The organism is Paenibacillus lemnae (assembly GCF_012933385.1).
GTDB classification, from domain to species: domain Bacteria; phylum Bacillota; class Bacilli; order Paenibacillales; family Paenibacillaceae; genus Paenibacillus_AQ; species Paenibacillus_AQ lemnae.
The window spans coordinates 72,507-98,549 of record NZ_JABBPN010000007.1; the positions used below are offsets into that span (position 1 = coordinate 72,507).

25 protein-coding genes and 1 riboswitch are annotated in these 26,043 nt (G+C 49.2%); of the genes, 2 read left to right on the forward strand and 23 right to left on the reverse strand.

Annotated features, from left to right (window positions below; genetic code table 11):
* Positions 1 to 56: 56 nt before the first annotated feature.
* The 11 genes from HII30_RS09660 to metA all read right to left on the reverse strand — a co-directional run bounded on the left by HII30_RS09660 (position 57) and on the right by metA (position 12,642).
* Complete coding sequence (locus HII30_RS09660; protein WP_169504819.1) at positions 57 to 710, reverse strand: response regulator; 654 nt, start codon at positions 708 to 710, stop codon at positions 57 to 59.
* Positions 707 to 1,756 carry a sensor histidine kinase gene (locus HII30_RS09665; protein ID WP_169504820.1) on the reverse strand — a complete coding sequence of 350 codons (1,050 nt, stop codon included), beginning with the start codon at positions 1,754 to 1,756 and terminating at the stop codon, positions 707 to 709. Before HII30_RS09665 ends, HII30_RS09660 begins: the two co-directional genes overlap by 4 nt.
* A gap of 5 nt (positions 1,757 to 1,761) precedes the next feature.
* Positions 1,762 to 2,745 (reverse strand): cell wall-active antibiotics response protein LiaF, encoded by a 984-nt coding sequence (liaF, locus tag HII30_RS09670; RefSeq protein WP_169504821.1) that lies wholly within the window; start codon positions 2,743 to 2,745, stop codon positions 1,762 to 1,764.
* A gap of 209 nt (positions 2,746 to 2,954) precedes the next feature.
* Positions 2,955 to 3,158: a hypothetical protein gene (locus HII30_RS09675; protein ID WP_169504822.1), complete on the reverse strand. Its 204-nt coding sequence runs from the start codon at positions 3,156 to 3,158 to the stop codon at positions 2,955 to 2,957.
* Between the two features lie 114 nt (positions 3,159 to 3,272).
* Complete coding sequence (locus tag HII30_RS09680; protein ID WP_425495988.1) at positions 3,273 to 3,821, reverse strand: 3D domain-containing protein; 549 nt, start codon at positions 3,819 to 3,821, stop codon at positions 3,273 to 3,275.
* A 395-nt stretch (positions 3,822 to 4,216) separates the two neighbouring features.
* Positions 4,217 to 6,154, reverse strand: a complete 1,938-nt coding sequence (gene thrS, locus HII30_RS09685) for a threonine--tRNA ligase (protein WP_169504824.1) — start codon at positions 6,152 to 6,154, stop codon at positions 4,217 to 4,219.
* Positions 6,155 to 6,531: 377 nt separating this feature from the next.
* Positions 6,532 to 7,365: a putative sporulation protein YtxC gene (locus tag HII30_RS09690; RefSeq protein ID WP_246246226.1), complete on the reverse strand. Its 834-nt coding sequence runs from the start codon at positions 7,363 to 7,365 to the stop codon at positions 6,532 to 6,534.
* 704 nt (positions 7,366 to 8,069) lie between these two features.
* Positions 8,070 to 9,203: a cyclic dehypoxanthinyl futalosine synthase gene (gene mqnC / locus HII30_RS09695; RefSeq protein WP_169504826.1), complete on the reverse strand. Its 1,134-nt coding sequence runs from the start codon at positions 9,201 to 9,203 to the stop codon at positions 8,070 to 8,072.
* A gap of 134 nt (positions 9,204 to 9,337) precedes the next feature.
* Positions 9,338 to 10,495, reverse strand: a complete 1,158-nt coding sequence (locus HII30_RS09700; protein ID WP_169504827.1) for an aminotransferase class I/II-fold pyridoxal phosphate-dependent enzyme — start codon at positions 10,493 to 10,495, stop codon at positions 9,338 to 9,340.
* The gene (locus HII30_RS09705; RefSeq protein ID WP_169504828.1) at positions 10,492 to 11,676 is read right to left on the reverse strand and encodes a PLP-dependent transferase; all 1,185 of its coding nucleotides are present in this window, start codon (positions 11,674 to 11,676) and stop codon (positions 10,492 to 10,494) included. Before HII30_RS09705 ends, HII30_RS09700 begins: the two co-directional genes overlap by 4 nt.
* Before the next feature lie 48 nt (positions 11,677 to 11,724).
* On the reverse strand, positions 11,725 to 12,642 hold the full coding sequence (gene metA / locus HII30_RS09710) for a homoserine O-acetyltransferase MetA (RefSeq protein WP_169504829.1): 918 nt from the start codon (positions 12,640 to 12,642) through the stop codon (positions 11,725 to 11,727).
* A gap of 95 nt (positions 12,643 to 12,737) precedes the next feature.
* Positions 12,738 to 12,868: riboswitch (SAM riboswitch) on the reverse strand.
* 411 nt (positions 12,869 to 13,279) lie between these two features.
* Here metA and corA point away from each other — a divergent pair.
* Complete coding sequence (gene corA / locus HII30_RS09715) at positions 13,280 to 14,215, forward strand: magnesium/cobalt transporter CorA (protein ID WP_169504830.1); 936 nt, start codon at positions 13,280 to 13,282, stop codon at positions 14,213 to 14,215.
* 74 nt (positions 14,216 to 14,289) lie between these two features.
* Here the strand turns inward: corA and HII30_RS09720 are convergent, their stop codons facing one another.
* On the reverse strand, positions 14,290 to 15,294 hold the full coding sequence (locus HII30_RS09720; protein ID WP_169504831.1) for an HRDC domain-containing protein: 1,005 nt from the start codon (positions 15,292 to 15,294) through the stop codon (positions 14,290 to 14,292).
* A 227-nt stretch (positions 15,295 to 15,521) separates the two neighbouring features.
* Here HII30_RS09720 and HII30_RS09725 point away from each other — a divergent pair, with 227 nt between their 5' ends.
* Positions 15,522 to 15,824, forward strand: a complete 303-nt coding sequence (locus HII30_RS09725; protein ID WP_169504832.1) for a DUF3055 domain-containing protein — start codon at positions 15,522 to 15,524, stop codon at positions 15,822 to 15,824.
* Positions 15,825 to 15,852: 28 nt separating this feature from the next.
* Here HII30_RS09725 and HII30_RS09730 read toward each other — a convergent pair whose 3' ends face one another.
* The 11 genes from HII30_RS09730 to HII30_RS09780 all read right to left on the reverse strand — a co-directional run bounded on the left by HII30_RS09730 (position 15,853) and on the right by HII30_RS09780 (position 26,035).
* The gene (locus tag HII30_RS09730) at positions 15,853 to 17,799 is read right to left on the reverse strand and encodes an FtsX-like permease family protein (RefSeq protein ID WP_169504833.1); all 1,947 of its coding nucleotides are present in this window, start codon (positions 17,797 to 17,799) and stop codon (positions 15,853 to 15,855) included.
* The gene (locus HII30_RS09735) at positions 17,796 to 18,551 is read right to left on the reverse strand and encodes an ABC transporter ATP-binding protein (RefSeq protein WP_169504834.1); all 756 of its coding nucleotides are present in this window, start codon (positions 18,549 to 18,551) and stop codon (positions 17,796 to 17,798) included. The genes HII30_RS09730 and HII30_RS09735 overlap by 4 nt, the downstream gene beginning before the upstream one ends.
* 96 nt (positions 18,552 to 18,647) lie before the next feature.
* Entirely contained in the window at positions 18,648 to 19,652 is a 1,005-nt protein-coding gene (locus HII30_RS09740; RefSeq protein WP_169504835.1) for a sensor histidine kinase, read from the reverse strand.
* A gap of 1 nt (position 19,653) precedes the next feature.
* On the reverse strand, positions 19,654 to 20,337 hold the full coding sequence (locus tag HII30_RS09745) for a response regulator (RefSeq protein WP_169504918.1): 684 nt from the start codon (positions 20,335 to 20,337) through the stop codon (positions 19,654 to 19,656).
* A gap of 132 nt (positions 20,338 to 20,469) precedes the next feature.
* Positions 20,470 to 21,348 carry an ROK family protein gene (locus HII30_RS09750; RefSeq protein ID WP_169504836.1) on the reverse strand — a complete coding sequence of 293 codons (879 nt, stop codon included), beginning with the start codon at positions 21,346 to 21,348 and terminating at the stop codon, positions 20,470 to 20,472.
* 41 nt (positions 21,349 to 21,389) lie between these two features.
* Positions 21,390 to 22,280 carry a 5'-3' exonuclease gene (locus HII30_RS09755; RefSeq protein WP_169504837.1) on the reverse strand — a complete coding sequence of 297 codons (891 nt, stop codon included), beginning with the start codon at positions 22,278 to 22,280 and terminating at the stop codon, positions 21,390 to 21,392.
* A gap of 85 nt (positions 22,281 to 22,365) precedes the next feature.
* Positions 22,366 to 22,728, reverse strand: coding sequence for an arsenate reductase family protein (locus HII30_RS09760; protein ID WP_169504838.1), 363 nt, complete (start codon positions 22,726 to 22,728; stop codon positions 22,366 to 22,368).
* A 21-nt stretch (positions 22,729 to 22,749) separates the two neighbouring features.
* Complete coding sequence (locus HII30_RS09765) at positions 22,750 to 23,709, reverse strand: RluA family pseudouridine synthase (RefSeq protein ID WP_169504839.1); 960 nt, start codon at positions 23,707 to 23,709, stop codon at positions 22,750 to 22,752.
* 7 nt (positions 23,710 to 23,716) lie between these two features.
* The gene (locus HII30_RS09770; RefSeq protein ID WP_169504840.1) at positions 23,717 to 24,277 is read right to left on the reverse strand and encodes a cob(I)yrinic acid a,c-diamide adenosyltransferase; all 561 of its coding nucleotides are present in this window, start codon (positions 24,275 to 24,277) and stop codon (positions 23,717 to 23,719) included.
* 174 nt (positions 24,278 to 24,451) lie between these two features.
* Entirely contained in the window at positions 24,452 to 24,712 is a 261-nt protein-coding gene (locus HII30_RS09775) for an aspartyl-phosphate phosphatase Spo0E family protein (protein WP_169504841.1), read from the reverse strand.
* A gap of 114 nt (positions 24,713 to 24,826) precedes the next feature.
* A complete protein-coding gene (locus tag HII30_RS09780; protein ID WP_169504842.1) occupies positions 24,827 to 26,035 on the reverse strand; it encodes an aminotransferase class I/II-fold pyridoxal phosphate-dependent enzyme in 1,209 nt (402 codons plus the stop codon).
* Between the last annotated feature and the right edge of the window lie 8 nt (positions 26,036 to 26,043).

A 26,043-nucleotide genomic window follows, 5' to 3' on the forward strand; every position in this document is an offset into this window, starting at 1 on the left:
CAATTAAAAGGAAGATAAAACATGCTCACGAATCAAAAGATCGTAGAATCGCGGTTTTACGCCTTAACCCACCCTTTCCGGTGGGCAAAGATGGCAAGCTGGGTCCGGTCATCGAGCTCACATTTCATCAGCAGGTTGCTGACATGCGTTTTCACGGTTTTGATGCTGATATGCAGCTCTTCACCAATCTCCTTGTTGTTTTTACCCTCAGCGATCAGGAGCAATACTTCCTTCTCTCTTTCGGTTAATCCCGCCTGATCGTCCTGCACCATATGCTGGCGGATTCCCCGGGTCAGCGCTTCCGAAACCTCTTTTGTCATCACAGGCATCCCCCGGCAGGCACCCTGCAGGGCATAAATCAGCTCATCGGCAGACACGGTCTTCAGCACATAGCTTACCGCTCCTGCCTCGATACATTCCATGACCCTTTCATCTTCCAGAAAGCTGGTCAGAATCACAATCTTCTGATCAGGAAACTCTGACATGACAGCACGGGTCGATTCGGCACCGTTCATCACAGGCATCATCAGATCCATAAGGATGAGGTCCGGAAGGTCTTCTGGTTCCCTGCTGCGCAGAAATTCCAGGGCCTCCATTCCATTCGCCGCCTCACCGATCACTTCAAATGAAGGTTCGAGTGACAGGTATGTTTTAAGGCCCATCCGCACCATATCATGGTCATCAACGAGCAGTATTTTCACAGCTTTCATCTTAATAATCCTCCTTCAGGATCAGCATCATGATTTTCCTCAAAAAGAGGGATATGTACCCTTACGGTGGTGCCAGCACCGCGGCGGCTGATGATATTAACCTGGCCTCCAAGCTTGTCGGCCCGCTCTCGCATCGTGCTCAAACCATATGAACCGTGCTTTTGGATGCCTTCATCAAACCCTTGGCCGTCATCACTGATACTGAGCACCACCCGCTTCTGTTCTTCCCGAAGTGAGAGACTGATGAGTCCTGCTCCTGCATGCTTCACGATATTGGCCACCGCTTCCTGTATAATGAGGAACAGCTGATGTTCAATTGCATCGGATACACCGTCATGAAGCTCCACATCCTTGATCCCTTTCAGCCCGTTCTGCCGGCAATAATCCGGAAACCAGCGTTCCAGCGCTTCCGAAAGGGTTTTACCCTCCAGCTCAACCGGGCGAAGCTGGGCAATCAGTGCCCTCATCTGCTTCTGGGCAGTATGGGACATCGAAACAAGCTGCTCCAGAACCACCTCTCCCTGCTCCGGATTTTTCTTCAGCATACCCGACAAGGATGATGCCGACATATGTATGGCAAACAGCTGCTGGCTCACGGTGTCATGCAGATCCCTGGCCATCCGGCGCCGTTCTTCCAACACAGCGGCTTCGGCTGCAAATTCCTTCTCCAGCACTTCCTGCTCTCCCAGACGCTGAAGAAGCTTCATCTTTTTCTCGATCGCTTCCGTCATCCCGTTGAATTCCGAATACACACCGGCAAAAGACTCATCCTCCGCCTTCGGCATCCGCACCGTCAGGTTTCCTTTTGCGACTTGGAGCATATTCAGATGGAGCAGATCGAGCGGGCGCTGAATCCGCTGTGCCGCAATATATCCGGCAATGCCGGTAAACAGAAGGATACCGGCTGTGTAAACCCACCACAGCCGGTTATCTTGAATGGTCAGGTATCCGCCTTCGCTTGCAGCATAGAGGAAAAGGGCAACAACGACTCCAATTGTGAGGAAGTACATCATAATGACCCATTTGGTATTTTTGAGAAAACTCATATCCTTTAACCTACCTTATTCACTTTGACATCACCGATGAACACACTGACGTTAATCCGGATTTTCTTGCCGGCTTCCCTGAAGTCCGGACTTTCCAGACCTGCGCTGCTCATAAATCCGCTTCTTTCCTGGCCGAGGACAGACATATCACCAATAAACGAACTGGTCGATACATGGACGCCGACATCCAGATCATTAGGCACAAAAATTTTGACGTCTCCAATAAAAGCAGAAATATTAATCTTGGTTTCTCCATACGGGATCTGGGCACGGGTTAAATCCAGCACGGTATCTCCGATGAATTGGGATACATTTGTCGGCTTCAGTGCAAAATAATCTTTCCCGAAATGCACATCTCCGATAAAAACCGATTTATTCATCGTATTCCCGCGGCTGTTCTCCCCATCATGCATATGACCTTTCCAATGGCTATGGCTGCTGTTCACGTGTGAAGGCGGCTCCAGCTCACGGTTCTCATCCTCCCATGCCGTACTCTCGGTCTTGGTACCAAACCTTTGCTCAAATACCTCATCCAGCGATGATTCCAGCTTTCCTGGTTTGGGAGCCGGCGGTGGTGTTTGAAAGTGCTCATCCCGATGATCCTCATAATCCATATAGCCAGACTCTGAAGGTTCATTATGACGGCTCTGTTTCGGTTTGAAAATAACATACAGTCCGCAGCAGATCAACACAGCCGGTACCGCCAGCTTGATCATGTCCCCGAGCGAAAACCAGAACAGGTTCAGGTTGCGTCCTAGAAAGAACACACCAATCATGAGCGGAATAAGCGACCCGAAAAAAGCCCCTCCGTTTCTCGTATTACTCATCATTCCCTGTAAACCCGCCCAGATTAGAATCACCGGCCAAAATGTAGAAATCAGGGTGCCCAGACTAATATTCAAAAACCCCAATTCATTCAGTATGAAAAAAGCTCCGATTCCGATCAGCAGCATCCCTGCCGACAGCTGATTCCATGTTTTTCTACTCATTATTCATCCCAAGCCTTTCTGTATCTTTCTTATGTACTCAGTTTATATCAGGTACATCTTGTGTAACAGCTTCGGCGGAATGATTATGATCTCGGTCCAGAGACTGATCTTCTGTAAAATAAAGGGTGTTCCAATACAAAAAAACTGTCCCGGACAGATTTCTCTGCGCAAGGACAGTCTCTTGATGAAACATCATATGATGCTGATGCTTAGCGGTTAGTTTTGTTGGTGTTGTTTTGACCCAGCTCGGCAAACTCCGCATCAAACTTCTCGTTTGGTGTTTTGAAGTTTTCCTGTACTTTTTGTGCACCTTGTTGGGACACTTTTGTGCTGAGGTTTTCTTGACCGAACTCCTCATTGAATTTCTCGTTTGGCGTTTGGAAGTTCTCCTGCACTTTTTTCTTGTTAGCCATTTCCTGTTCACCTCCCTGTGTTCTACATACCTCATCCTCTTCAGGGACTGCTCCCCGAGAGATAGTATGTGATGGACAGGCCGGCATTATTCGAAGCGAGAAATGACGTTTTGTCTATATCGCTTTTTCCAGCACGGACGATGGAAGATAACGGTAGGTAGCGATCGCTTCTCCAACCCGGTTCAGCATCTCTTTGGTACATTGACCAGATCCTCGGCGGATGACCTGTACCTCCACCTCTTTTTTGCCCCATTCTTTAAACACCTGCTGGGTTGTAGCAAAGTAAAGATCGATCTTGGAACCTTTAATGGCGGAGCCGGTATCTGCGACGATCCCATAGCCATATCCCGGAATATACAAGATACTGCCCAGAGGAAATACACTTGGATCTGCGGCAATGGTTGATACCGTGTCCCTGTCGCGCTGAACCTTCACACCGGAAAAGGTAATGCCGTACTGGGGATGTCCCGGTCTTTTGCCTGTGGATTCATAGCCAGCCGTATATCCGGTTGCCATCACTTTCATGGTTGAAAGCACCTGATCTTCCCTGGGGGCTGATACCGGCACCGAAGGATCATTAACCGGCTCTTCCGGGCGTTCTTCCTGAAGCGCATTCTGATTTTCGGCGTCAAGCTGCACCAAATATGGTTCAAGCTCTCTCATGCCGACAGGCTGAAATGCATATAACCGTGAAACTTCAAAGAAGTAGCTGCCCTCAACGATCTCTTCCGAAGTCTCTGAACGAGTATCGTCAGGACGGGAATAAGCTGTCGTATTTATGACGCTGTACGAATCAGACGAGATGGAAATCCATCTCGATGCCTCAACATGCCCGGCATGTCCAGCAATGCTCCCGATTAACAGTACGCTGCAGACAAAAAAGAAAAACCTCTGCCATGTTTTCCATTCATTCATGTGAATACCTCCCCCTTACTAGCGAGGGTTCCCACACAAAAGCTGAAATATACATTCATGACAGAGGTACAATATAAACTGAAGTTAAAAGTTTCCGTTCTGGATGGCTGCGGTGGCAAGTGTTCTTACGAACGCTGTTGTAATTAAACGGATCGGGACGTCATTTCCTCCCGCAGCCTGCCGATCACTTCATCCAGCGGTTGAGCACCCAGATCGCCTTCTCCGCGCTTGCGCACCGAGACAGCTCCTGCATTCTTCTCATTCTCACCAACGATGAACATATACGGAATTTTCTCCAGCTGGGCTTCACGAATTTTGTAACCCAGCTTTTCATTCCGCAGATCTGCATCGACAGACAATCCGGCAAGCTGCAGCTTGTCAGTCACTTCCTTGGCGTAGTCATCAAACGCAGTTGATACCGGAATGACCTTCACCCCAACCGGAGACAGCCACAACGGAAGTGCACCCGCAAAATTTTCAAGCAGGAATGCAGTGAAACGCTCCATGGTGCCGAGAATTCCGCGGTGAATAACGACGGGACGGTGCTTCTGTCCATCTTCGCCGACATACTCCAGCTCAAACCGCTCTGGAAGGAGGAAGTCCAGCTGCACAGTCGACAAAGTTTCTTCCTTGCCCAGTGCCGTTTTCACCTGAACGTCCAGCTTTGGTCCGTAGAATGCGGCTTCGCCATCTGCTTCGTAGAACGGCATATCCAGGCTTTCCACAACTTCACGCAGCATGCGCTGGGACATCTCCCACATCTCATCATTCTGGAAATATTTCTCGGTATCCTGTGGATCACGGTATGATAGACGGAAACGGTAATCATGGATGCCGAAGTCTTTATATACGGTCATGATCAGCTGGATGACACGGGCGAATTCTTCCTTGATCTGGTCCGGACGGCAGAAGATATGCGAATCGTTCAGTGTCATGGCACGAACGCGGTGCAGGCCGGTCAGGGCCCCGGACATCTCATAACGGTGCTGCATCCCCAGCTCTGCAATCCGTACTGGCAGATCACGGTAGCTGTGCATACTGCTCTTATACACCATCATATGATGCGGGCAGTTCATCGGACGAAGAACCAGTTCTTCATTGTCCATGACCATTTTTGGAAACATATCTTCTTGATAATGCTCCCAGTGGCCGGAGGTTTTATAAAGCTCTACATTACCAAGCACTGGAGTGTACACATGCTGGTAGCCGAGACGCTCTTCCATATCCACAATATACCGTTCCAGGGTGCGGCGCAGCTTCGCTCCGTTCGGCAGCCAGATCGGCAGGCCTTGACCTACCAGCTGGGAGAACGTGAACATTTCCAGCTCTTTGCCGAGCTTGCGGTGATCGCGTTTCTTCGCCTCTTCAAGCAGACGAAGATGCTCATCCAGCTGGGCTTTTTTGATAAACGCTGTTCCATATACACGCTGAAGCATTTTATTCTTGCTGTCTCCGCGCCAGTAAGCTCCGGCCACATTCATCAGCTTGAACACTTTAATTTTGCTTGTTGAAGGAAGATGCGGTCCGCGGCACAGGTCAAAAAATTCACCCTGCTCATAGATCGTAATCACACTATCTTCAGGCAGTGCCTCGATGAGTTCAACCTTGTAGGGATCTCCCAAGTCGCCGAAGATGGACAGCGCCTCTTGGCGGCTGACTTCCTTACGGACGATCGGCAGGTTCTCGTTGACAATCCGCTCCATTTCCTTCTCGATCTTCTGAAGATCCTCCGGATTCAGTGCTTCTTCCAGATCCATATCATAATAGAATCCGTCTTCAATGACCGGACCGACACCCAGCTTAACAGACTTCTCGCCAAAGAGTCGTTTGGTTGCCTGAGCCAGCAAATGCGCGGTGCTGTGACGCATGACTTCCAGTCCTTCAGGTGAGTCAAGGGTCACAATTTCCACCAAAGCGCCTTCTTCAAGCGGGGTCGCCAGATCGACGACGATCCCGTTTAACTTGCCGGCAGCAGCGTTCTTGCGCAGTCCGCTGCTAATGGAAGTCGCCACATCTTCGATGCTGCTTCCTTCTGCATATTCCCGGACCGAACCGTCCGGCAGTTTAATCCCGATAGCCATACTGCATTCCTCCATAAAAGTGGTGTGGGCTCTCTAAAGAACGAGCCAAAACTTGCTTCACGTCTTCCATCACTTTTGCAGGACAACAGAAAAAACCCGTCCCGCAAAGGGACGAGTACTGTACTCGTGGTTCCACCCTAGTTCAATCCATCCGGTTAACGGATGAGATCCTTCATTGGCATGATGTAACGGTCATGAACCGGCGCAGCCTACTTTCACCAGGACACACAGAGTGGGCATGGTGGTTCGACAACACAGCTACAAAGGGGTAAATCTGCAGTGTCACCGGAGGAAATTGCAGCCTTGTTTCCTCTCTCTGAGCGGTGCGGAAATCTGCCTAGATTCATGTCTTTGTCCAAGCTTTTAACATAACGTGATTAACAGTTATTATAATCCGGGCTTGCGGATACCGTCAAGATACTGCTGCCCATACCTCCGAGAAAGTGACTGCACTCCGCGCAGCAGCAGCAAATTTCTGCCCGCTGATCAAAGATGTGCGATAGTGTCAGGATGACCGGAAGCTCCGGCTCACGGGTATGAATGACCATTTTCGCAGGAGAGACGGAAATCAGCGTACTGACGACCATATCCTCAATTTGCATATCCTGATCGATTTTCTCCATCACCAACTCATCATGTTCATGTTTTTCTATCGGCTTCAGGTTCCCGTCCAGCAGGATGAAATCCTCCCCGCCTTTATGAATGACATGAACGAGCGGCATCAACGGCTCTTGAAAATAAACAAAGTATTTCAAAAGGCTCACAAACTCTTCGTACTGCTGATCCAGCATAAATTCATCCACCGCATATTCGGCCATTTCCCGCAGTTCCTGCTTATATCCATGCATGCGGAATGTCATCCATCCATCCAAATTCAGCTCAGAGCTTTCGATGAAACATGCTGCGATGCTGTCCGTCAGCTCTTTCCTCCGGCGCCTATGGAACTCAGCTGAAGCACCGTCTTCCTTCTCAAGCAGAAGAAGAAACCACTGCAGCACACGCTCCAGCTCCTCTTCATCCTGAAATTGAAACTCCGCAACAAGCAGCCTGGCTGCAAGCTCCTGTTCCTTCTCCTCCATAATGTAAGCTGCCACGGCTTCTGATATTTCATGACGCAGCAGTTCCGGGGTAACTCCCCAGGACGTTAAAGGCAGTTTACCGGAGCAAGTCCACACTATCCGGTCTCCAGAAGCGCTGAATTTAAATTTCAACGGCTTACACCTTTTATGTAGCTCCTTCTGCTTGTCTGACAGAATGCGATGAAAACACTCTTGCTCACTGCGTGTTTGTGTGTTGACCGTTATGCTGAACAGCTCCATGGAATCGCTCCTTTCGGGTTCCCTGTTTCAGTATATGGGAAGCTCGAAGGGGATATACGGAACTGCTTTTTGGAAAAAGAAGTTAGACTACGATGAAGCTGCGATGTATCTGTCAAAATCACTTGTCTTGCGCAAATTTCCGATCCCTGGTGCTGTAGAGCAAGCATATGATTTAATTGGCTATTCATGGTGAATAGACTGAAGTAAAAGTTACCTTTCTCGGTTGCTGCGATGGCAAGTGTTCTTCCGACCGCTGTTGCCTCCAAAATGCTTGGAATTATAATCTATGGTGGCATTTTGGAGGCAAAGCATATGCTTCCGATGCTAGCTTTCCTTTGGAAAGCTTTTAAGCGGACGCTACCTTCTTTATAATCTTGGGGTGGCTATGCACGAAGCAGCGGAGGGGACGAACCGATTACGGACAAGCGGAGCGGTCGCCTTTGTGGTCTAATTTCTACATTAAACAAAAATTCATTCAGGAAATTAGAGCGCAAGAGCGATGGGAGGAACGATTCGTACCTGCAGCGTCTAAGCAGCAAAAAGGCCGCCCCTCAAGATCCAATATCTTTTGGGACAGCCCCAGCTTCAAAAGAAACTTAATTTTGCATCACGAAGTCACGGTCGATCGACGTATTGTCTTCAAACACACGCAAAATATCATAGCGCGTATTACGCTGTGCCGGGATTCGTCCGGCTTCGCGAATCATTTGCAGGATCATTTCGATGTTTACTTTATATACAGCTCCTGCAGCCGAAACCACGTTCTCTTCCATCATGGTGCTGCCAAAATCATTACAGCCATAGGACAGTGACAGCTTGCCAATTTCAGGACCCATGGTTACCCAAGATGACTGAAGATTCGGTACATTGTCAATGGCCAGACGACCGATCGCAACCGTCTTAAGGTAGGCTTCAGGCGTCTCCCGCTCCCTCTTCAGGTTGGTGTTATCCGGCTGGAATGTAAACGGAATAAAGGCAAGAAATCCTTTGGAATCCCATCCGTTCTGAATGCACTCATCCTGAGCGTCACGAACCCGGTGAAGATGAAGCGCGCGCTCCTCCATCGTTTCTCCCAAACCGATGACCATGGTGGCGGTCGTGTTCATGCCAAGCTTGTGGGCCGTCTGCATAACGTCCATCCACTGGCGCCAGCTGCCCTTGAGCCTGCTTACTTTGGAACGGATGCGGTCATCCAGAATTTCTGCACCTCCGCCCGGCAGTGAATCCAGGCCAGCGTCACGAAGCGCTCTGACCACTTCTTCCAGCGGCAGGCCGGATACCTCAACCATCTTCATAATCTCCGCCGGTGAGAAGCTGTGCATCGTAATATTCGGGAAACGCTGCTTGATTTTGCGCAGTAAATCGGTATAGTAGCTGAACGGAAGGTTGGGGTTGGTTCCCCCTTGCATCAAAATTTCCGTGCCCATCACATCTTCGGTCTCCTGAATTTTCTGAAGGATGGTTTCATCTGACAGCACGTATCCTTCCTCATGGCCCGGTCTGCGGTAAAATGCGCAGAACCGGCAGTACACATCACACACATTCGTATAGTTAACATTTCGCCCGATCACAAACGTGGTGACAGGATCCGGAAAAAGTCTTTTTGTCATAACGTCGGCTGCATGACCGATTTTTTCAATTTCTTCACTTTCAAACAGCCTTACCGTGTCTTCCACCTGAAGACGCTCTCCCCGCAGCGCTTTATCCAGAATAGAGTCAACTGTACTCATATGTAGGTCCTCCCTTATTCCAATTGAAACTGATCATATCATCATCTAGAAATAACATTGCAACTCCATCGTACCACATCAAGGCATCAAAAACGACATCCCGTCACCATACCGGAATGCCGTTTATGTCATATTTATGGACGTGCTGCCAGCGCCTGATCCAGATCCGCAATCAGATCATCGATATCCTCGAGACCGACGGAGAAGCGAAGAAGTCCATCTGTAATTCCACGCTCGTGGCGCACTTTTTCACCCATGGCTGCATGTGACATCATCGCCGGGTAGGACAGGATGCTCTCTACAGCGCCCAGACTTACAGCGACCAGCGGCAGCTTCACGGCGTTCAGCACTTCTTTTGCACGCTGTCCTGAACCCACATCAAAAGAAACAACCGCACCATATCCACTGCTCTGCTTCTCATGAATTTCGCGACCCGGATGGTGCAGAAGCCCGGGATAATATACGCCCTCAATATCGCTGCGTCCGCTCAGCCAGGCAGCCAGCTTCGCCGCACTCTGTTCACTGTGAGCCATGCGGGCACCCAGGGTCTTCATACCGCGCATTAACAGCCAGGAGTCCTGGACACCCAGAACGGTACCCAGCCCGTTCTGAAGCTGCTTTAAGGCATCACCCAGTTCCTTGGTCCGGGCCACCGCGAGGCCTGCCAGCACATCGCTGTGTCCACCCAGAAATTTCGTCGCACTATGAAGCACAATATCGACACCGAGTTCAATCGGACGCTGATAGAGCGGCGTCATGAACGTATTGTCCAGGATCGTCAGCAGTTCCTTCTCCCGTGCCCATTCACATACTCCGCCAATGTCCGTGATTTTCAGGGTCGGATTGGACGGGGTTTCCATATAAACCGCTTTGGTATTGGCTTTATAAGCCGATTTGACCTGGTCCAGATCGGTCATATCTACAAATGTGCATTCCATGCCCATCCGGTTCAATATGCTTGTCAGCAGACGATATGTACCGCCATATACATCCTCAGTCACAATGATATGATCGCCCGAAGACAGAAGCATAAATGTGCTCGAAATGGCTGCCATGCCGGAGGCATAAGCGAATCCTCTTATCCCGCCTTCAAGAAGGGCGATATAATCCTCCAGCACCTGACGGGTCGGGTTGCCGGAGCGAGAATAGTCATGCAAGGGCGGGTTGAATACATCTTCATGGTGAAAGGTGGACGCCTGGTACAGCGGCACACTGGAAGCACCGGTCGCTTTGTCAATTTCGCCGCCGAAATGAAGCAGACGGGTCTCAAATTTCAGATTGTCTTCACTCATGATGACTGACCTCCTTCAATCTCCGCAGCGGCAGCCGCGAGCGCCTGATCCAGGTCAGCAATCAAATCCTCTTCATGCTCAATACCTACAGAAAAGCGCAGCAGGCGTTCATCTACACCAATGGCATCCCGGATCTCCAGTGGAATATCCGCATGAGTTTGTACGGCCGGATACGTCATGAGCGATTCCACACCGCCAAGGCTCTCCGCAAACGCGATCAGCTTGATATGGCGCAGGATCGGCTCCACATAGCGGGCATCTTTCAATTTGAATGAGAATATCCCCGTGTTGCCGCTGGACTGCTTAGATTGGATATCATAGCCGGGATGATCCGGCAAGCCCGGATAGAACACCTGGTCCACCGCAGGATGCTCTTTCAGAAAAGCAGCGACAGCTGTAGCATTGCTTTCATGACGCTCCATCCGCAGGGCAAGTGTCTTCATGCCGCGCATCAATTGATAGGAATCGGACGGACTGAGCACCGCACCGATCGAATTGTGCAGAAAAGCGATCTTCTCGGAAAGCTCCTGGCCTTTGGTGACGATCAATCCTGCCAGTACATCATTGTGTCCGCCCAGATATTTCGTCGCACTGTGTACGACCAGATCCGCCCCCAGCTCAATCGGACGCTGGAAGAACGGTGTCAGCAGCGTATTGTCAACGATGGACAGCAAACCGTGATGGTGAGCCCATGTGCTGACAGCCTCGATATCGGTGATCATCATCAGAGGATTGGTCGGCGTCTCGATAAATACTGCCTTCGTATTCGGCTTGCGGGACTGCTCCAGGGCATCCAGATCATTCGTATCCACATAGGTCGCACTGACACCGAAACGTGACAATATCGTTTCCAGCAGCCGGTAAGTTCCCCCATAAAGATCAAGAGATACGATCAGATGATCCCCCTGGCTGAACAGGGCGAATACGGTTTGCAGTGCTGCCATGCCGGAACTGCAGGCAAAGCCTGCATCCCCGGATTCCAGACGTGCGGCAGCCTCTTCCAATACCTGTCTCGTCGGATTTTTCGTTCTGATATAGTCAAAGCCGGTGCTCTGTCCCAGCTTCGGGTGACGGAACGCTGTCGCTTGGTATATCGGATAATTAATAGCACCTGTGACCGGCTCCTCTACGGATCCAATCTGGGCAAGACGGCTTTCAATTCGAAGTTTATGGTTCTCCATTATTCTCTAATTGCTCCTCTCCTGGTACCTTGTATTATGCTGCATGTCTTAAGTCTGCGGTCCAATATCATAAGGTGTCGCTTGATATACATAGTAGTTCAGCCAGTTTGAGAATAATAAATTGGCATGAGCCCGCCAGATGGCCGGCGGCTGCCTTGAAGGATCGTCTGCGGGATAATAATGCCGGGGAAGATCCACATCCATCCCTTTCGACGCATCCCGCTCATATTCCCAGCGCAGGGTGTCTGCATCATACTCCGAATGGCCAGTCACAAAAATTTGCCGTCCGTCCTTGGAGGCAACGAGATAGATGCCTGCTTCCTCGGATTCTGACAGAATCTCAAGATCGGACGATTTCAGGATATCTTCCCGGCGCACTTCGGTATGACGTGAATGCGGTGCATGAAACACCTCATCAAATCCGCGCAGCAGCTGAACAGGTGAATCGCTGATCGTATGTGGAAACACGCCAAAACATTTTTGCGGCAGACTATGTTTCGGCACCCCGTAATGATAATAAAGCCCTGCTTGTGAAGCCCAACAGATATGCAGTGTGGAAGTCACGTTATCCTTGCTCCACTCAAAAATCTCAGTCAGCTCTTGCCAATAATTCACGGCTTCAAAATCCATTTGCTCGACCGGCGCGCCGGTAATAATCAACCCGTCAAATCGGCGGTGCTTCACTTCATCAAACGTTTTATAGAAAGCCTCCAGATGCTCGGCAGATGTGTTCTTCGATGTATGAGATCCTGGATGCAGAAGCACGACGTCTACCTGCAGCGGGGAGTTCCCGATAAGACGCAGCAGCTGTGTTTCGGTCGTTTCCTTGGTAGGCATGAGGTTTAAAATGGCGATCCGCAGCGGCCGTATGTCCTGTTGAAAGGCATGGCTTTCATCCATGACAAAAATATTTTCTCCTGACAGTACTTCCTTGGCTGGCAGGGAATCTGGGATTTTAATCGGCATAATAGGTTCCTCCTTTAAAAAAATAAACAAAAAGACCCTTCTCAAAGACTGAGAAAGGTCATGTGTACGTGTACATATACGTATGCTATGATTCTCTCTCATCTGTCAGACTGCAGTGGATCGTATTAAAGATCACTATACATTCTGCAAGAATTAGCACCGTGCGATACTGCCGCCGGTTGCCGGGTTTCATCGGGCTAGTCCCTCCACCTGCTCTTGATAAGATTGACGCAATATGAAATTTTCATTCTATTCCTGATACTTACTTTAAATCATTCCCTTTTTCCCGTCAAGACGCTTTTGGGCGGAATGCTGTGAACCATTTCATATAATATTCATACCCTGTACACATAGGGCTTCATCCCAAGAATTCAGCCTTGAAAGGTCATAACCCCGGCGTTATACTAGACAAGTGCTAAATTCGATACATGAAAGAGGTGACATGAAAAATGGACGGTGACCCGGGCCATAAGTTGGAAGTCAGTGATGCAAAACCGCATAGGATTGGGATCAGCTTACCGGCCGGGGATGCCGTTATTTTTCATGTTTCTCTTTAACATACCCCGCTGTAAGCTGATACCTGTGCCTTGTTCAATGACCGCTGCAGAAGCGGTTTCGTGAAAAGGAGTGATATCAGATGAAAATCCGGATGGTTAACGAAGGGGTTTTTACTCCTGTCGAGGATATCCAAACCACACTTACAGCACCTGCTGAAGGCTTCTACTGGATCGACGCCGATCTTGAGGATCTGGCCGAGCTTCAGCCATTATTTTCCCTCCATGATCTGGCTGTCGAAGACTGCCTGACCGAGGAAGAACAGCGCCCCAAGATTGAAATTTATGAAAGCCATTATTTTATTGTAGTAAACAGTATCCGGTTTGATGATGAAGAGATCTTTATGCGGGCACTGAATATATTCCTGGGAAGACATTTTATCATTACAGTAACGAAACAGAAAATCAACGAGCTGCGTGCCATCAAACCTCTTCTTTGGGAAGAAGAGGTGGGTACGCCTGACAAATTTCTATATATTCTGATTGACCTTGTCACAGACAATTACTTCACAGTAGGTGACAGGATCGAAGTTCGTATCGAACAGTTAGAGGAAGACATCCTCATGCGTACCAAGAAATCACATCTGAATGAAATTGTCGGTCTGCGGAGTGAAATTTTATGGCTCAAACGGGTGCTGGGTCCTCAAAAAGACGTGATTCATACCCTCAATAAGAAAGACCTTCGGCTTATCGATGACCAGCTGCAGAAGTACTTTAGCGACATTTATGAAAATGCTGTAAAAATCTCAGAGATTTTCGAAACCTACCGCGACCTCATGGGCAACTTGCGTGAAGCTTATCAATCCAGTATCGCTATACGTGCGAACGAAACCATGAGTATCTTTACCGTCATCACCACCATCTTTATGCCGCTGACCGTTATTACAGGAATCTATGGTATGAACTTCGACTTTATGCCAGAGCTGCACTGGAAATATTCCTATTATGTCGTGCTGGGTGTCATGGTGTTTGTCGGTTTCGGCATGTATTATTTGTTTCGGAAAAAAGAATGGCTGTAGCACGAACTTAAACGGGTGCCCTTATCTCATACAGAGAAGGCACCCGTTTTTGTCATATGTCGATCTGCCGCTGGTTACACCGCCTGCTTCTGCTCCCCTTGCTCCCGGCGAAACCGGATCCGGATCAGCCGAAGCCGCTCATACAGCTCTTCCTGTGCAGCTTCTACTGCAGTTTCTCCGCCATATACCCGCTGCAGCACCGGTTTGAGGAAGGTATCCCCCAGTTCCTCGTACGACTGCCAGATGCTGTTCTGCTCACTTTCCGGCATGTTCACAAGCTCGCTTTGGATCAGCACCTCCGTGTCGTATCCTTCCTTCTCCAGGTCTTCAAGTGCTTCCACCACCGCGCGGCGTGTAAGCCCGGTCCTGCTGCTTAATTCTTCAATGCTCAGCCCTTCGGAAATTCCGGCAAGCAGCAGCCGGCTCATTCTGTAATGCTCCAGCTCCTGTTTGTACTTCTGTTCCTTTTGTTTATACTGCCACGTCATGAATTCTTCTTCCCCCAGAACGCGATCCACCCAATCCAGAGGAAACTGAAAGCTTCTCGTGACTTTTCCGGTCAGCTCCAGCCATTCTTCTCCGTGCTCCTCTGCTTTGCTGCTCCCGATCCCTGGCAGCTGCAGCAGCTCTTCCCGGGTATGCGGGACAAATGCACTGATCATCCGCAGCACGCGGTTGCTGGCAATAAAGTACGGAGCCTTTCTTCCGGCGGCTGCCTTCTTTCTTCGCCAGGAACACAGCTCGCTGTACAAATCATCCGAGCTATGCAGCTCACTGTAGCACTGCAGCTTCAGCGCATGCTGATTCCGTCCCTTTATTTCATCACTCTCGTGAAATACCCCCTCGATCACCGGCCGGTAGCCCGCTCCCAGCTTCTGAGCCAATCCATGACGGTATACACACAGCAATTCCTGCCAGGATCCGCCCTCATACCATGATTCGTCCTGCAGATCGCCCTCTTCTCCCGTCTCCCGCCATCCCAGCTGCCAGATTCCCTCTTCTTCGCCGATCCATACCTGTGCTGCTCCGCCGTCGCCGCTTCCTGTCCGGCTCATCTGATTCATAAATACAATCTGCATATCCCTTGGCCTCCTGCCATCCATCATTTCAGCATAACGCAAAAAAAAAGCACCCTTCTTCGCCTTGGCGCAAGAAAGGTGCTTCCCTATCATTTCACGTTATCCTGTTACTCCCTATCATATCCATAATTTGTAACGAGGTCAATCCATTTTGTCATAAACTATATAGGATGACTATTTTACGTTATAATGATTCGGTAAACTATCATCAGGGAGTGATTAAATCCATGAAGTCTGATAACCGTCAGCTTGATTTTTTATCCGACAGCACCGAATCCACCTCTACCCGTTTCGTCACTTTTATCGGACCATCCCTGAAGCGCTTTGACCTGGCCGTCACTTCAACCGAAAGCTTTTATGGCAAAAAAATTGTGACAGACCTGCAGTTTGGACGATCCGCTATTCTTGCAGATGATGATTTAGAGGAAGAAGGCTACCTGGAACGGACATTCAGGCTGGAACCCGAGGAAGCCGACGATCTTCGCAATTTTCTGGGTATGGTGCTCGGCAGTCCACACTTTACAGACTAATCCGGCTCACCATATCTACTAATACCGTTTACAGCGCCTGCCTGATGACCGATTTGTAATACAGAACGGACAGCAGACCAAAGATCGAATAAAGCGCAGCATATAACAGCATGACCATGATCATCGGTGTCCACAGCTCGGTACCAAAGAAGAACCAGCCGGATCGGACCGCGAAATAACTGTGGACCAGGCCGACCACCAGAGGAATGCCGAAATTCAATACCTGCTTCAACTGAATGCCTGCAAGCAGATCTCCCCGTGTGTAGCCCAGCTTCCGGAGAATGGTATAATTCGGCTTCTCTTCCTCACTCTCATCCATCTGCTTAAAATATAGAATGCATCCGGAAGTAATGAGAAATGCCAGCCCCAGAAAAGCGACGATAAACATAATTAGTCCCATGTTGTTTCTTTGATCAGAAATGAGATCCTGCTGAGACATGTAGTCATTTCGGCTTGCAAAGCCCAGTTCTGCAAAAACTTCATTTGCTTCCTTCAAGGCATTGGAGTCGGAAATATCTATGCCGCCATAAAAGGAGGACTTCTTCTGAATGTCCGGATTTATATCCTGCTTCAGCTGCTCATAGACCGTCTTATCAACGATGGCTGTCGGCAGCCCTCCATTCGTGAAATAGAAGGACACGACGGATTCGCTCCGGCTCCCCGTTAAGGAAAGATCCACATCGCCCCCAGCCATTTTAAATTTAAGCTCACCTTTCTCTTTCAATCCCATAAACTCACTGAGTATACTGCTCGAGCCTGTAAATATGGTCTCTTTCGGGTCGACATCGACATCAGGCAGGGCAGCCTCACTGACTACGGAAATCATCATACTGTTCTTGTCCTGCTGCGATGATGCCAGCTTCGCACTTATAATGTCCGATGCATCGACATCCACCTGTATTACTTCCCTGACTACCTCACGATAAGAAATGCCCTGCTGCTCAAGCTTCTGCAGAAAGGCTTGAAGATCTCCTTCTTCTGTGATCGAAAAATGGTTCGGCACCTGCTGCACTGCAGATTTTTCAGCAGAATAATACGAGATGTAGCTCAGCGACAGGAGGCCGATGGCCAGTGCCGAAACCGTAGTGATGACGGTCAGCAGCAGCGCGTTCGATTTCATTCGGAACATGATGGAGGAAAGCGAGAGTACCCCTTTTAAAGAAAGGTAGCCGCCCTTTTTCCGGCGAATGAGATTGAAGATAAAGCTGACGGAGGCTTTATAGAATAGATAGGTTCCAAGTATAACAGAGCCCAGAATCGCGATCATGACGAGGAACAGCTCATTCATATCCGTGAAATCACCGCTGAACAGCCGGGTCGATAAATAATACCCCAGCACGATCAGAGCGATCCCAAGCAGTCCGATGACCATCTCACCTATCGAAACCTTTTTAACTCTGGACTCTGAGACTGACATGGTCCGGAACAGGGACAGAATGCTTTGACGTTTGATAAAGATCCAGTTCATCAGCATAATCATCATATAGATCACGGCGAAGACGATGACGGTCTGTATTAAAGCTTCTGGGGAAAAGGACAGGACTGCTTGAGCCTCCACCTCCGTAATCTTGAACAAGACCATCGTAATAAGACGGGAGGCTGAAAAGCCTGCAAAAATCCCGGCGATCATGGATCCAAAATAGAGAATCAGATTCTCACACGTCAGGATCCCGAAGATCTTCCCTTTGGTCAGGCCGATCAGCTGAAACAGCCCGATCTCCTTGCTGCGCCGCTTGATAAATATCGTATTGGCATACAGCAGAAAAATAGATACGATCGCGACCAGCAGCACGGATGCCGCTCCTATGGCGGCCCCGCCTCTACTCGAGCTTTCGACCTCGTTCAAAGCAGGATCATACTGCAGGGTAACAAAAGCGAAATACAGCGCTACACTGAAAATAAGTGCAAATACGTAGAGATAATAGTTCCTCAGATTTTTTTTCAGATTACGATAGATCAAGTGGGACAGCTTCATGACCGCACACCACCCAGCACACCTTGTGTTCTCATAATATCGTTAAAGAAATCCTCCCTGGATTGATCTCCCTTATTCAGCTGTGTATACATCTGGCCATCCTTGATGAATACGACGCGGGAGCAGTAGCTTGCTGCCACCGGATCATGCGTAACCATGATGATGGTAGATGTCAGCTTATGATTCAGTTCACTGAGCTTGTTCAGCAGATCTGAAGCAGATTTGGAGTCCAGTGCGCCTGTCGGCTCGTCGGCAAAGATAATGCTGGGATCATGAATAAAAGCTCTCGCTGCAGACGTCCGCTGCTTCTGGCCGCCTGAAATTTCATTCGGATATTTGTGCTGCAGCTCAGCAATGCCGAGCTCCTCGGCCACACGACGGAATTTTTCATCGGCTTCTTTTTTCGATACCTTCTTGATGGAAAGCGGAAGCAGAATATTCTCCTTTACTGTCAATGTATCCAGCAGATTATATTCCTGAAATATAAATCCCAGATGATGTTTGCGGAACTCGGCCAATTCCTTCTCCTTCATAGAGGTAAACTCTTTACCTTCAATGCGGATGTTTCCGCGGCTAACCTTGTCGATGGATGAGAGCACATTGAGCAGTGTCGTTTTTCCGGAGCCCGAGGCGCCCATGATGCTCACAAATTCCCCTTTTTCCACATGAAAATCAATAGCTTTGAGTACTTCCTGTTTATTCAACTTACTGCCATAGGTTTTATAAATTTTACTGGCTTCAAGAATATTCAAGATCATTCACTCCTTTGTATAAAACCATCATAACGGACAATGCTGCCGCGTTCCTTCGATTCTCATAACAAAACCAAAAAGCATGTGACATTTTCGTCACACGCCCTGAATATGATGGAATGAATTTTTGGCCGGGAATGTCAAAGTGAAGGCAGTGCCTTCTCCTGGAGTGGACTTTACGTCGATGTTGATGTGCAGGGGCTGAGCCGCTTTCGATACGAGATATAGTCCCATACCTGTAGAGGCGTGGTTCTGATGGTCCAGTGTAGAAGTAAAGCCACGCTCGAATATTCTTGGCAGGTCTCTTGCCGGAATCCCGCGTCCGTGATCACGAATTTCCAATACCGTCCTTTCGCCCACGCAGCGGCTTTGAATCACAATGTCACTCTCTTGGCTGTACTTGACTGCATTCGTGAGCAGCTGCCTGATCATAAATCCAAGCCATTTGGCATCGGTAAGCACCTGCTGGGCATCCAGCGACAACTCAAATCCAATCCCTTTTTGCATACACCAGGACTGCAGGGATTTAATTTCACCGTGAATGATGAATGTCAGACTGGCGGACTCAATATAGAGATCATTGCTCATAAAAGGAAGGCGCTTCTGATGCAGCTGCTGGTCCAGCAGAAGGTGGATACGGAGCCATTCATAGTTCAGTGCGCCTTTCAGCTTTTCATCTTCTACCCGCCCGATCATCAGCTGCATGGTGGTCAGCGGAGTTTTCACTTCGTGAATCCAGGACAGCAGATCGTCTTTTTCCAGCTCCAGCGCCGTCATTCGCTCCGACGACTCCCGGGTAAATGCTTCCGCCATGTCCTTTACTGTTTTATCAACGATTGCTTCAAAGGGAGACCCCGCTTCCGGTAATGCCTCTGCACCTTCTGCTGTATCCCAGGACTCCAGCTGTTTGTAGAATCCTGTTTCCACATGGTAACGCCAGATCAGAAAGCCTGCAAAGAGCAGACTGGACAAGAAAATCATATACACCAGTGACCCCAGCGGAACCGTAGTGTCCAGATAGGCAATGAGCAAAGTAAACAACTGCAGCAGTACAAAAAAAGCGATCCAGCTTTTTTTCTCTCTCAGATATTTCTTGGCCATGCTATACCTCTTCTACGGCCATATAACCCTGACCTACCTTGGTTTCAATAAAAGCATCCAGCCCCAAAGGCTCCAGCTTCTTGCGAAGGCGGTTCAGATTCACGGTCAGCGTATTATCACTGACAAAATGTTCGTTGTCCCACAGGCTTTCGATCAGCTTCTCCCGGGAAACAATGGTATTCTTCCGCTCCATGAGCAGCTTGAGGATCAGCATTTCATTTTTGGTGAGCTCAGCCGTGCCGGAAGAGGAGGATATCATATTCTTCCCATACTCAATGGCCGCGCCCTGCCAAGTCCGAATCTCAGTCTGTTCGGTGCTGTAATTGTACACGCGGCGCAGGATCGCCTGAATTTTGGCAATCAGCACATCAAAATGAAAAGGCTTCTGCACAAAATCATCTGCACCAAGCTGCATCGACATGACCATATCGGTGGGGTGATCTCTGGACGACAGGAATAAAATCGGGACATTGGAACAGGAGCGGATCATCCGGCACCAGTGAAAGCCATCGAATTTCGGCAGTTGAATATCAATAATGACCAAATCCGGCTTGACGGCTGAAAACTGCTCCATTACGGCTCCAAAATTCTCAATCCCATGCACTTCATAAGACCATTGGGTCAGCCGCTCCTGCACTTCATTGAAAAGGGCCATATCATCTTCGATGAACAGAATTTTAAATATGTTCTTCAACAGAAAACCACCTCTCACGGAAAAAGGTGCCGCCACAGGTTTATAAACCATGGGGACACCTCCTATGTATGGTGCTTGCGGCTTTCGAGATCACTCTTTCTACCGCAATTTGCAAAGCCAGGGTCAGGCTTCTTCTGCTGCCAGCTTACCAAGCGCAAGGGCACCGCACAGGCCGGCATTATCACCGAGTTGAGGCGGCACGATATATTGTTCAATGCCTTCGCTCAGGCTCGGATGCGGCACATAACCGTTCAAGAGCTCCTGCAGTTTGGTGCGAACAAGCGGGAACAGCTGCGGCTGCTTCATAACACCGCCGCCCATAACAATGCGCTGTGGTGAAAGAATGAGCACATAGTTCATCAGCGCCTGAGCCAGGTAATACGCCTCCATGTCCCACGCGGGATGATCCGGTGTCAGCTCCGCACCGGCTGTGCCCCAGCGTTTACCGAGCGATGGACCGGCAGCAAGTCCTTCCAGACAGTCCTTGTGATAAGGACAGGTTCCTTCGTACTTGTCATCAGGGTGCCGGCGTACCAGGATATGACCCATTTCAGGATGGGACAAGCCGTGTACCAGCTTTCCGCCAACAACCGCTCCCGCGCCAACCCCTGTTCCGATCGTAATATACAGGCAGCTATCGAGCCCTTGAGCCGCACCCAGCGTATATTCTCCCAATGCTGCTCCGTTCACATCTGTATCAAAACCTACAGGCACGTCAAAACGTCCTTTCAATGCGTTGACCACATTGAAATTGCTCCAGTAAGGTTTCGGTGTCGTTGTAATTGAACCGTATGTAGGACTTCCAATGACAGGATCAATCGGACCGAAGAAACCCGCACCAATCGCTTCTACGCCTTTGCCCTCAAAAAATTGAAACACCTGAGCCATGGTCTCCTCAGGCGTCGTGGTCGGAAAGCTGGTACGTTCAATAACAGTACCATCCTCCGTACCGATTCCGCATACAAATTTTGTGCCTCCTGCTTCAATTGCTCCCAGTTTCATTCAGCTCATCCTCTCTCTTGTTGTTTCTTGAGACTCGCTGCTCACAGTACGGCTGCGGCTCCCATTAAATGACTCAGGCTCTTCATCTCCAGCTCTTCCAGCTTGGCATGCACGGTATCCAGATTAATCTCCAGTGCGCATAGATGGATCTCGCATTCCAGCGGAACCTCGCAGTGTATCTCGGCCAAGCTGCGTGACAAGTGAAGCATGTCCAGATCGCTTTCAATCTTGGTTCGCACTCCTTTGGCGAGAGACTCCATATTATTCAGAATACCTTCAATGGTTTCATACTGCTGAATCAGCTTCACTGCTGTCTTCTCGCCGATCCCGCGCACACCGGGATAATTGTCGCTTGTATCCCCCATGAGCCCTTTAACATCAATGATCTGGCGCGGTGTCAGACCTTTTTCCTCATACAGGGTTTCCGGCGTATACTTCATATAATTGCCATGACCTTTTTTCATAATGATAACGGATGTGCGTTCACTAACCAGCTGAAGCAGATCATGGTCTCCCGAGAGAACCATCACATCCATCTGCTGACTGAAGCGGCAGGCCAAGGTTCCAATACAGTCATCGGCCTCAAAACCCTCCACGCCCAGGTTCGGGATTCCCAAGCATTCTGTAACTTCACGAACTAGTGAAAACTGCGGCACCAGGTCAAGAGGGGCTTCGGCACGATTACCTTTATAGGCTGCAAACTGGTCACTTCGGAAGGTTTTTGAAGGCATATCCCAGCAGCATGCCACATGTGTAGGCTGAAACTGATCTATAGCATCCCATAAATATCTAAGAAAACCGTATACGGCATTGGTAGGCAGTCCCGCTTTAGTTCTGCGGATGTAGCCGCTCGCTGCCGTGGCATAATAGGCACGGAACAGAAGAGCCATACCATCAACAAGCATCAGGGACGGTTGCGGCGGTTGATTCATGATTGACATTCCCTCCTGTCTCATTTTAAATACAGCTCTTCTATTATAGCATATTCCGCATTTTCATAGTGCAGGCGGTGGACATTTAAGCTTTCCAGTTCTCAGCAAATACATCTTCCTTAAAGCCAACGGTCACACTTGATCCATCCGTAACCACGGGACGCTTGATCAGCATGCCGTTAGAGGAAAGCAGCTGGATTTTCTCATCCTCTGTCATATCACCAAGTTTATCTTTCAGATTCATCTGCTTATATACCTCACCGCTGGTATTGAAAAATTTCTTGATATCCAGGCCGCTTTTTGCAATCAAATCTGATAGTTCTGCCGGGGTTGGCGGCTCTTCCTTGATGTGACGGAGCGTCAGATCATGTCCTTCCTGCTGAAGCCATTTCACCGCTTTCTTACATGTGCCGCAGGCAGGGTAGTGATACACTTGTAACTGACTCATACTGCACTCTCCTTAAAATAATTATGCGAGATTCTGATTCTGCAGCCACTCCCTCAAATGACTCATGTCCGAGGGCAGGGGCGCTTCAAATGTCATCGATCGGTTCAATATAGGATGGAACAGCGTCAGCCGCTCTGCATGCAGAGCCTGACGCTGAATATGTGCATCTATGTCCATAACGCTATCAGCATACTCAGCATGCTGCAGCGTCTGGCTGTACATCTTGTCACCTATCAGGGCATGTCCCAAGTGACTCATGTGCACCCGGATCTGATGTGTTCTTCCGGTTTCCAGCTTCAGCTCCACCAGAGAAGCCAAGGAATCATACGTTTCCCGCACACGATATCGGGTCAATGACGGGTAACCTGACGGGGTCACGATCCGGCGGTGGGTATCCACAGGATCCCGGTCAATCGGCAGATCTATATCACCGGAAGCCGGTAAAGGAATGCCGTGCACGAGTGCTAAGTACCGCTTGTCCACAACACCTGCAATCATCTGCTCGGAAATGTGCTGATGGATATACGGATTCTTCGCGATACAAAGTACACCGCTGGTTTCCTGATCAAGCCGATGCACCGCTCTGAACCGGTATTTCCATCCCTGAGCTGCCCAGTAATAGACCACCCCGTTGGCCAGCGTGTCTGTGTAATGGCCGTGAGTAGGATGAACAACACTGCCTGCGGGTTTATTCAATACCAGCAGATGCTCGTCTTCAAACAAGATTGGCAAATCCATCGGCTGCGGCAAAATATCCTCCGAAGTTTCCTGCTCCATGCGAATGTCGACGATGTCTCCTTGCTTCACCTTCACGCTGATATAAACCCTGCTGCCGTTCAGATGGATACCCTGCTCCGTCATTTTTAAGCGGGAGAGCAGCTTTCGGGATACGCCCATCCGCTTCTGGAGGATTGTCTTCAGCAGCATCCCGTCATCCTCTTCCTGTACGGTATAGGTAATAGGAGAGTAATACTGTGTCATAAACCGATTACCTGAACACTTTACCGCTGCGAACATATTCCACATCCGGCACACCACTGCGGACATTTGATGTTCTCGCTGTGACAAACAAATAATCCGAGAGACGGTTTAAATATCGGGTAACTTCGCTGTTAATTTCGGTTGTACGCGCGAGAGACACCGTCAACCGCTCCGCACGCCGGCACACTGTACGGCAAATATGCAAAGCAGATGCAAGCTGGCTTCCGCCCGGCAGAATAAATCGCTCCAGCGGCGGATTTTCCTCTTCAAAGTCATCCATCCATTTCTCCAGCCGTTCCACCAGTGCTGCACTTACTTTATAAGACTCCTCTTTCGGTCTGGCGTAAGCCAGATCGGATCCGCAGTCGAATAATTCATGCTGAATTTCAACTAGCTGCCCCGCCAGCTCCTCCCACTTCATTTCCTGGGCGAGAAAAACGGCCTGACCGAAAAAACTGTTCAGTTCATCAATTGTGCCATATGCTTCAATACGAAGATCATCCTTAGGGACCCGGCCGCCGATAATTGAAGTTTCGCCTGAATCTCCGGTTCTGGTATACACTTTCATTCTGTAAACCTCCATTAAGCGTTCCTCTATCCCTCACCCGGGAGGTCCGGAACGACATGCATTATGGTCCCACTATAACATATCTTTGCTTTCAGATGAATGATGGCATTGCATCCCCGTTATGGACGCAAAGAAGACCCCGAGGGATCGGGGTCTTCTTGTCTCAGCCAACCTTTACTTCTTCCTGGGCTGGGCTCTCATATATTCGTTGATCTTCAAATCTAGGAGACTGCTGATTTCGATCACTATTTCAGAAGTAAATGACTGTTCCTGTAGAAATATCTGTTCCATCTTCCGGCGGAGCTGATGAATTTCTTCTTCCAGGGAAATGTCCTGCGGAGCCGATTTCGCATGTTCAACGGTCCATTTATCATGATCCGAATGTTCAGCCGCAAATTCACCGTTGTATGGCGATAAATCGTAATCACAGAACATATGCTTCCCCTCCTTGGAATAGTTTAATTCTCTCCCGAAATAAAATTATATCATAGTTCCTAGTAATGAAAAGCAATTTTTTTGCTAATTCAAGGAAAAGGAAGAACATTCTTCTTATGAAGTCAATTTTTCAACGAATTTGCCCATACGGTCCAGCGCTTCATCCAGCTGTGCGATGGAAGTCGCATAGGAACAACGGATAAACCCTTCGCCCCCTTGACCGAATGCGGAACCAGGGACGGCAGCAACCTTGGCTTCTGTAAGCAGCCGCTGTGCGAATTCATCCGATGTCAGCCCTGTAGATTTGATACTTGGGAAAGCATAAAATGCTCCCTGCGGTTCATGGCACTCCAGTCCGATATCACACAGCCCCTGAACGATCAGACGTCGGCGCTGATTATAGGAATCGACCATCCGGTCCTTTTCACCCAGACCGTTCTTCAACGCCTCCAGCGCTGCCACCTGGCCCATAGCAGGTGCACACATCACTGTATATTGATGGATTTTTAACATGGCGCTGATGAGATCGGGATGAGCACAGGCATAGCCCATACGCCAGCCAGTCATCGCAAATGCCTTGGAAAAACCGCTGACGAGAATCGTCCGGTCCTTCATGCCTGGCATATAAGGAAAGCTGACATGTTTACCGTCATAGGTCAGCTCGGCATAGATTTCATCAGAGATGACGATCAGATCATGGCGTTCCACCACTTCCGCAATCGGAAGCCAATCCTCATACGTCATCGTAGCTCCTGTCGGGTTGCTCGGATAACACAGAATCAAAATTTTGGACTTGGGTGTAATCTTCGCTTCCAGTGCTTCTGCAGTCAGCTTGAAATGATGCTCAGCCGTTGTTTCAATGCCTACCGGAACCCCCCCGGTAATCGAGGTGATCGGCGAATAGGAGATATAGCACGGTTCAGGCACCAGAATTTCATCGCCTGGCTGGATCAGAGCCCGCAGAGCGAGATCAATCGCTTCACTGCCCCCCACGGTGACCAATATTTCATCCTTGGGATCATAAGATACCTGGAAGCTGCTGCTCAAATAACGGGAGATTTCCTCTCTCAGTTCCGGCATACCCGCATTTGATGTATATCCGGTAAACCCGCGTTCCAAAGAATATACGCAAGCTTCCCGAACATGCCAAGGTGTTACAAAATCGGGCTCACCTACGCCCAATGTAATGATGTCCTTGTTTCCGCTGACCAGATCAAAAAACTTGCGAATTCCCGAAGGCTGAATATCTCTGACACTCGGAGCCAGATAGGAGCTCATGGACTTCTTGTTGTTATCGGTAAGACGATCCTGGTTCACTATCATATACACTC

What these genes read in the sequence shown, in the direction of transcription:
- HII30_RS09665 (WP_169504820.1), bottom strand. Translation starts at nt 1,756, where the DNA reads ATGAGTTTTCTCAAAAATACCAAATGGGTCATTATGATGTACTTCCTC.
- HII30_RS09725 (WP_169504832.1), top strand. Translation starts at nt 15,522, where the DNA reads ATGAAGTCTGATAACCGTCAGCTTGATTTTTTATCCGACAGCACCGAA.
- HII30_RS09770 (WP_169504840.1), bottom strand. Translation starts at nt 24,277, where the DNA reads ATGAAAGTGTATACCAGAACCGGAGATTCAGGCGAAACTTCAATTATC.
- HII30_RS09700 (WP_169504827.1), bottom strand. Translation starts at nt 10,495, where the DNA reads ATGAGTGAAGACAATCTGAAATTTGAGACCCGTCTGCTTCATTTCGGC.
- HII30_RS09780 (WP_169504842.1), bottom strand. Translation starts at nt 26,035, where the DNA reads ATGATAGTGAACCAGGATCGTCTTACCGATAACAACAAGAAGTCCATG.
- HII30_RS09730 (WP_169504833.1), bottom strand. Translation starts at nt 17,799, where the DNA reads ATGAAGCTGTCCCACTTGATCTATCGTAATCTGAAAAAAAATCTGAGG.
- liaF (WP_169504821.1), bottom strand. Translation starts at nt 2,745, where the DNA reads ATGAGTAGAAAAACATGGAATCAGCTGTCGGCAGGGATGCTGCTGATC.
- mqnC (WP_169504826.1), bottom strand. Translation starts at nt 9,203, where the DNA reads ATGAGTACAGTTGACTCTATTCTGGATAAAGCGCTGCGGGGAGAGCGT.
- thrS (WP_169504824.1), bottom strand. Translation starts at nt 6,154, where the DNA reads ATGGCTATCGGGATTAAACTGCCGGACGGTTCGGTCCGGGAATATGCA.
- HII30_RS09720 (WP_169504831.1), bottom strand. Translation starts at nt 15,294, where the DNA reads ATGCAGATTGTATTTATGAATCAGATGAGCCGGACAGGAAGCGGCGAC.
- corA (WP_169504830.1), top strand. Translation starts at nt 13,280, where the DNA reads ATGAAAATCCGGATGGTTAACGAAGGGGTTTTTACTCCTGTCGAGGAT.
- HII30_RS09750 (WP_169504836.1), bottom strand. Translation starts at nt 21,348, where the DNA reads ATGAAACTGGGAGCAATTGAAGCAGGAGGCACAAAATTTGTATGCGGA.
- HII30_RS09755 (WP_169504837.1), bottom strand. Translation starts at nt 22,280, where the DNA reads ATGAATCAACCGCCGCAACCGTCCCTGATGCTTGTTGATGGTATGGCT.
- HII30_RS09740 (WP_169504835.1), bottom strand. Translation starts at nt 19,652, where the DNA reads ATGGCCAAGAAATATCTGAGAGAGAAAAAAAGCTGGATCGCTTTTTTT.
- HII30_RS09775 (WP_169504841.1), bottom strand. Translation starts at nt 24,712, where the DNA reads ATGTTCTGTGATTACGATTTATCGCCATACAACGGTGAATTTGCGGCT.
- HII30_RS09705 (WP_169504828.1), bottom strand. Translation starts at nt 11,676, where the DNA reads ATGGAGAACCATAAACTTCGAATTGAAAGCCGTCTTGCCCAGATTGGA.
- HII30_RS09660 (WP_169504819.1), bottom strand. Translation starts at nt 710, where the DNA reads ATGAAAGCTGTGAAAATACTGCTCGTTGATGACCATGATATGGTGCGG.
- HII30_RS09675 (WP_169504822.1), bottom strand. Translation starts at nt 3,158, where the DNA reads ATGGCTAACAAGAAAAAAGTGCAGGAGAACTTCCAAACGCCAAACGAG.
- HII30_RS09680 (WP_425495988.1), bottom strand. Translation starts at nt 3,821, where the DNA reads ATGAGAGAGCTTGAACCATATTTGGTGCAGCTTGACGCCGAAAATCAG.
- metA (WP_169504829.1), bottom strand. Translation starts at nt 12,642, where the DNA reads ATGCCGATTAAAATCCCAGATTCCCTGCCAGCCAAGGAAGTACTGTCA.
- HII30_RS09765 (WP_169504839.1), bottom strand. Translation starts at nt 23,709, where the DNA reads ATGACACAGTATTACTCTCCTATTACCTATACCGTACAGGAAGAGGAT.
- HII30_RS09760 (WP_169504838.1), bottom strand. Translation starts at nt 22,728, where the DNA reads ATGAGTCAGTTACAAGTGTATCACTACCCTGCCTGCGGCACATGTAAG.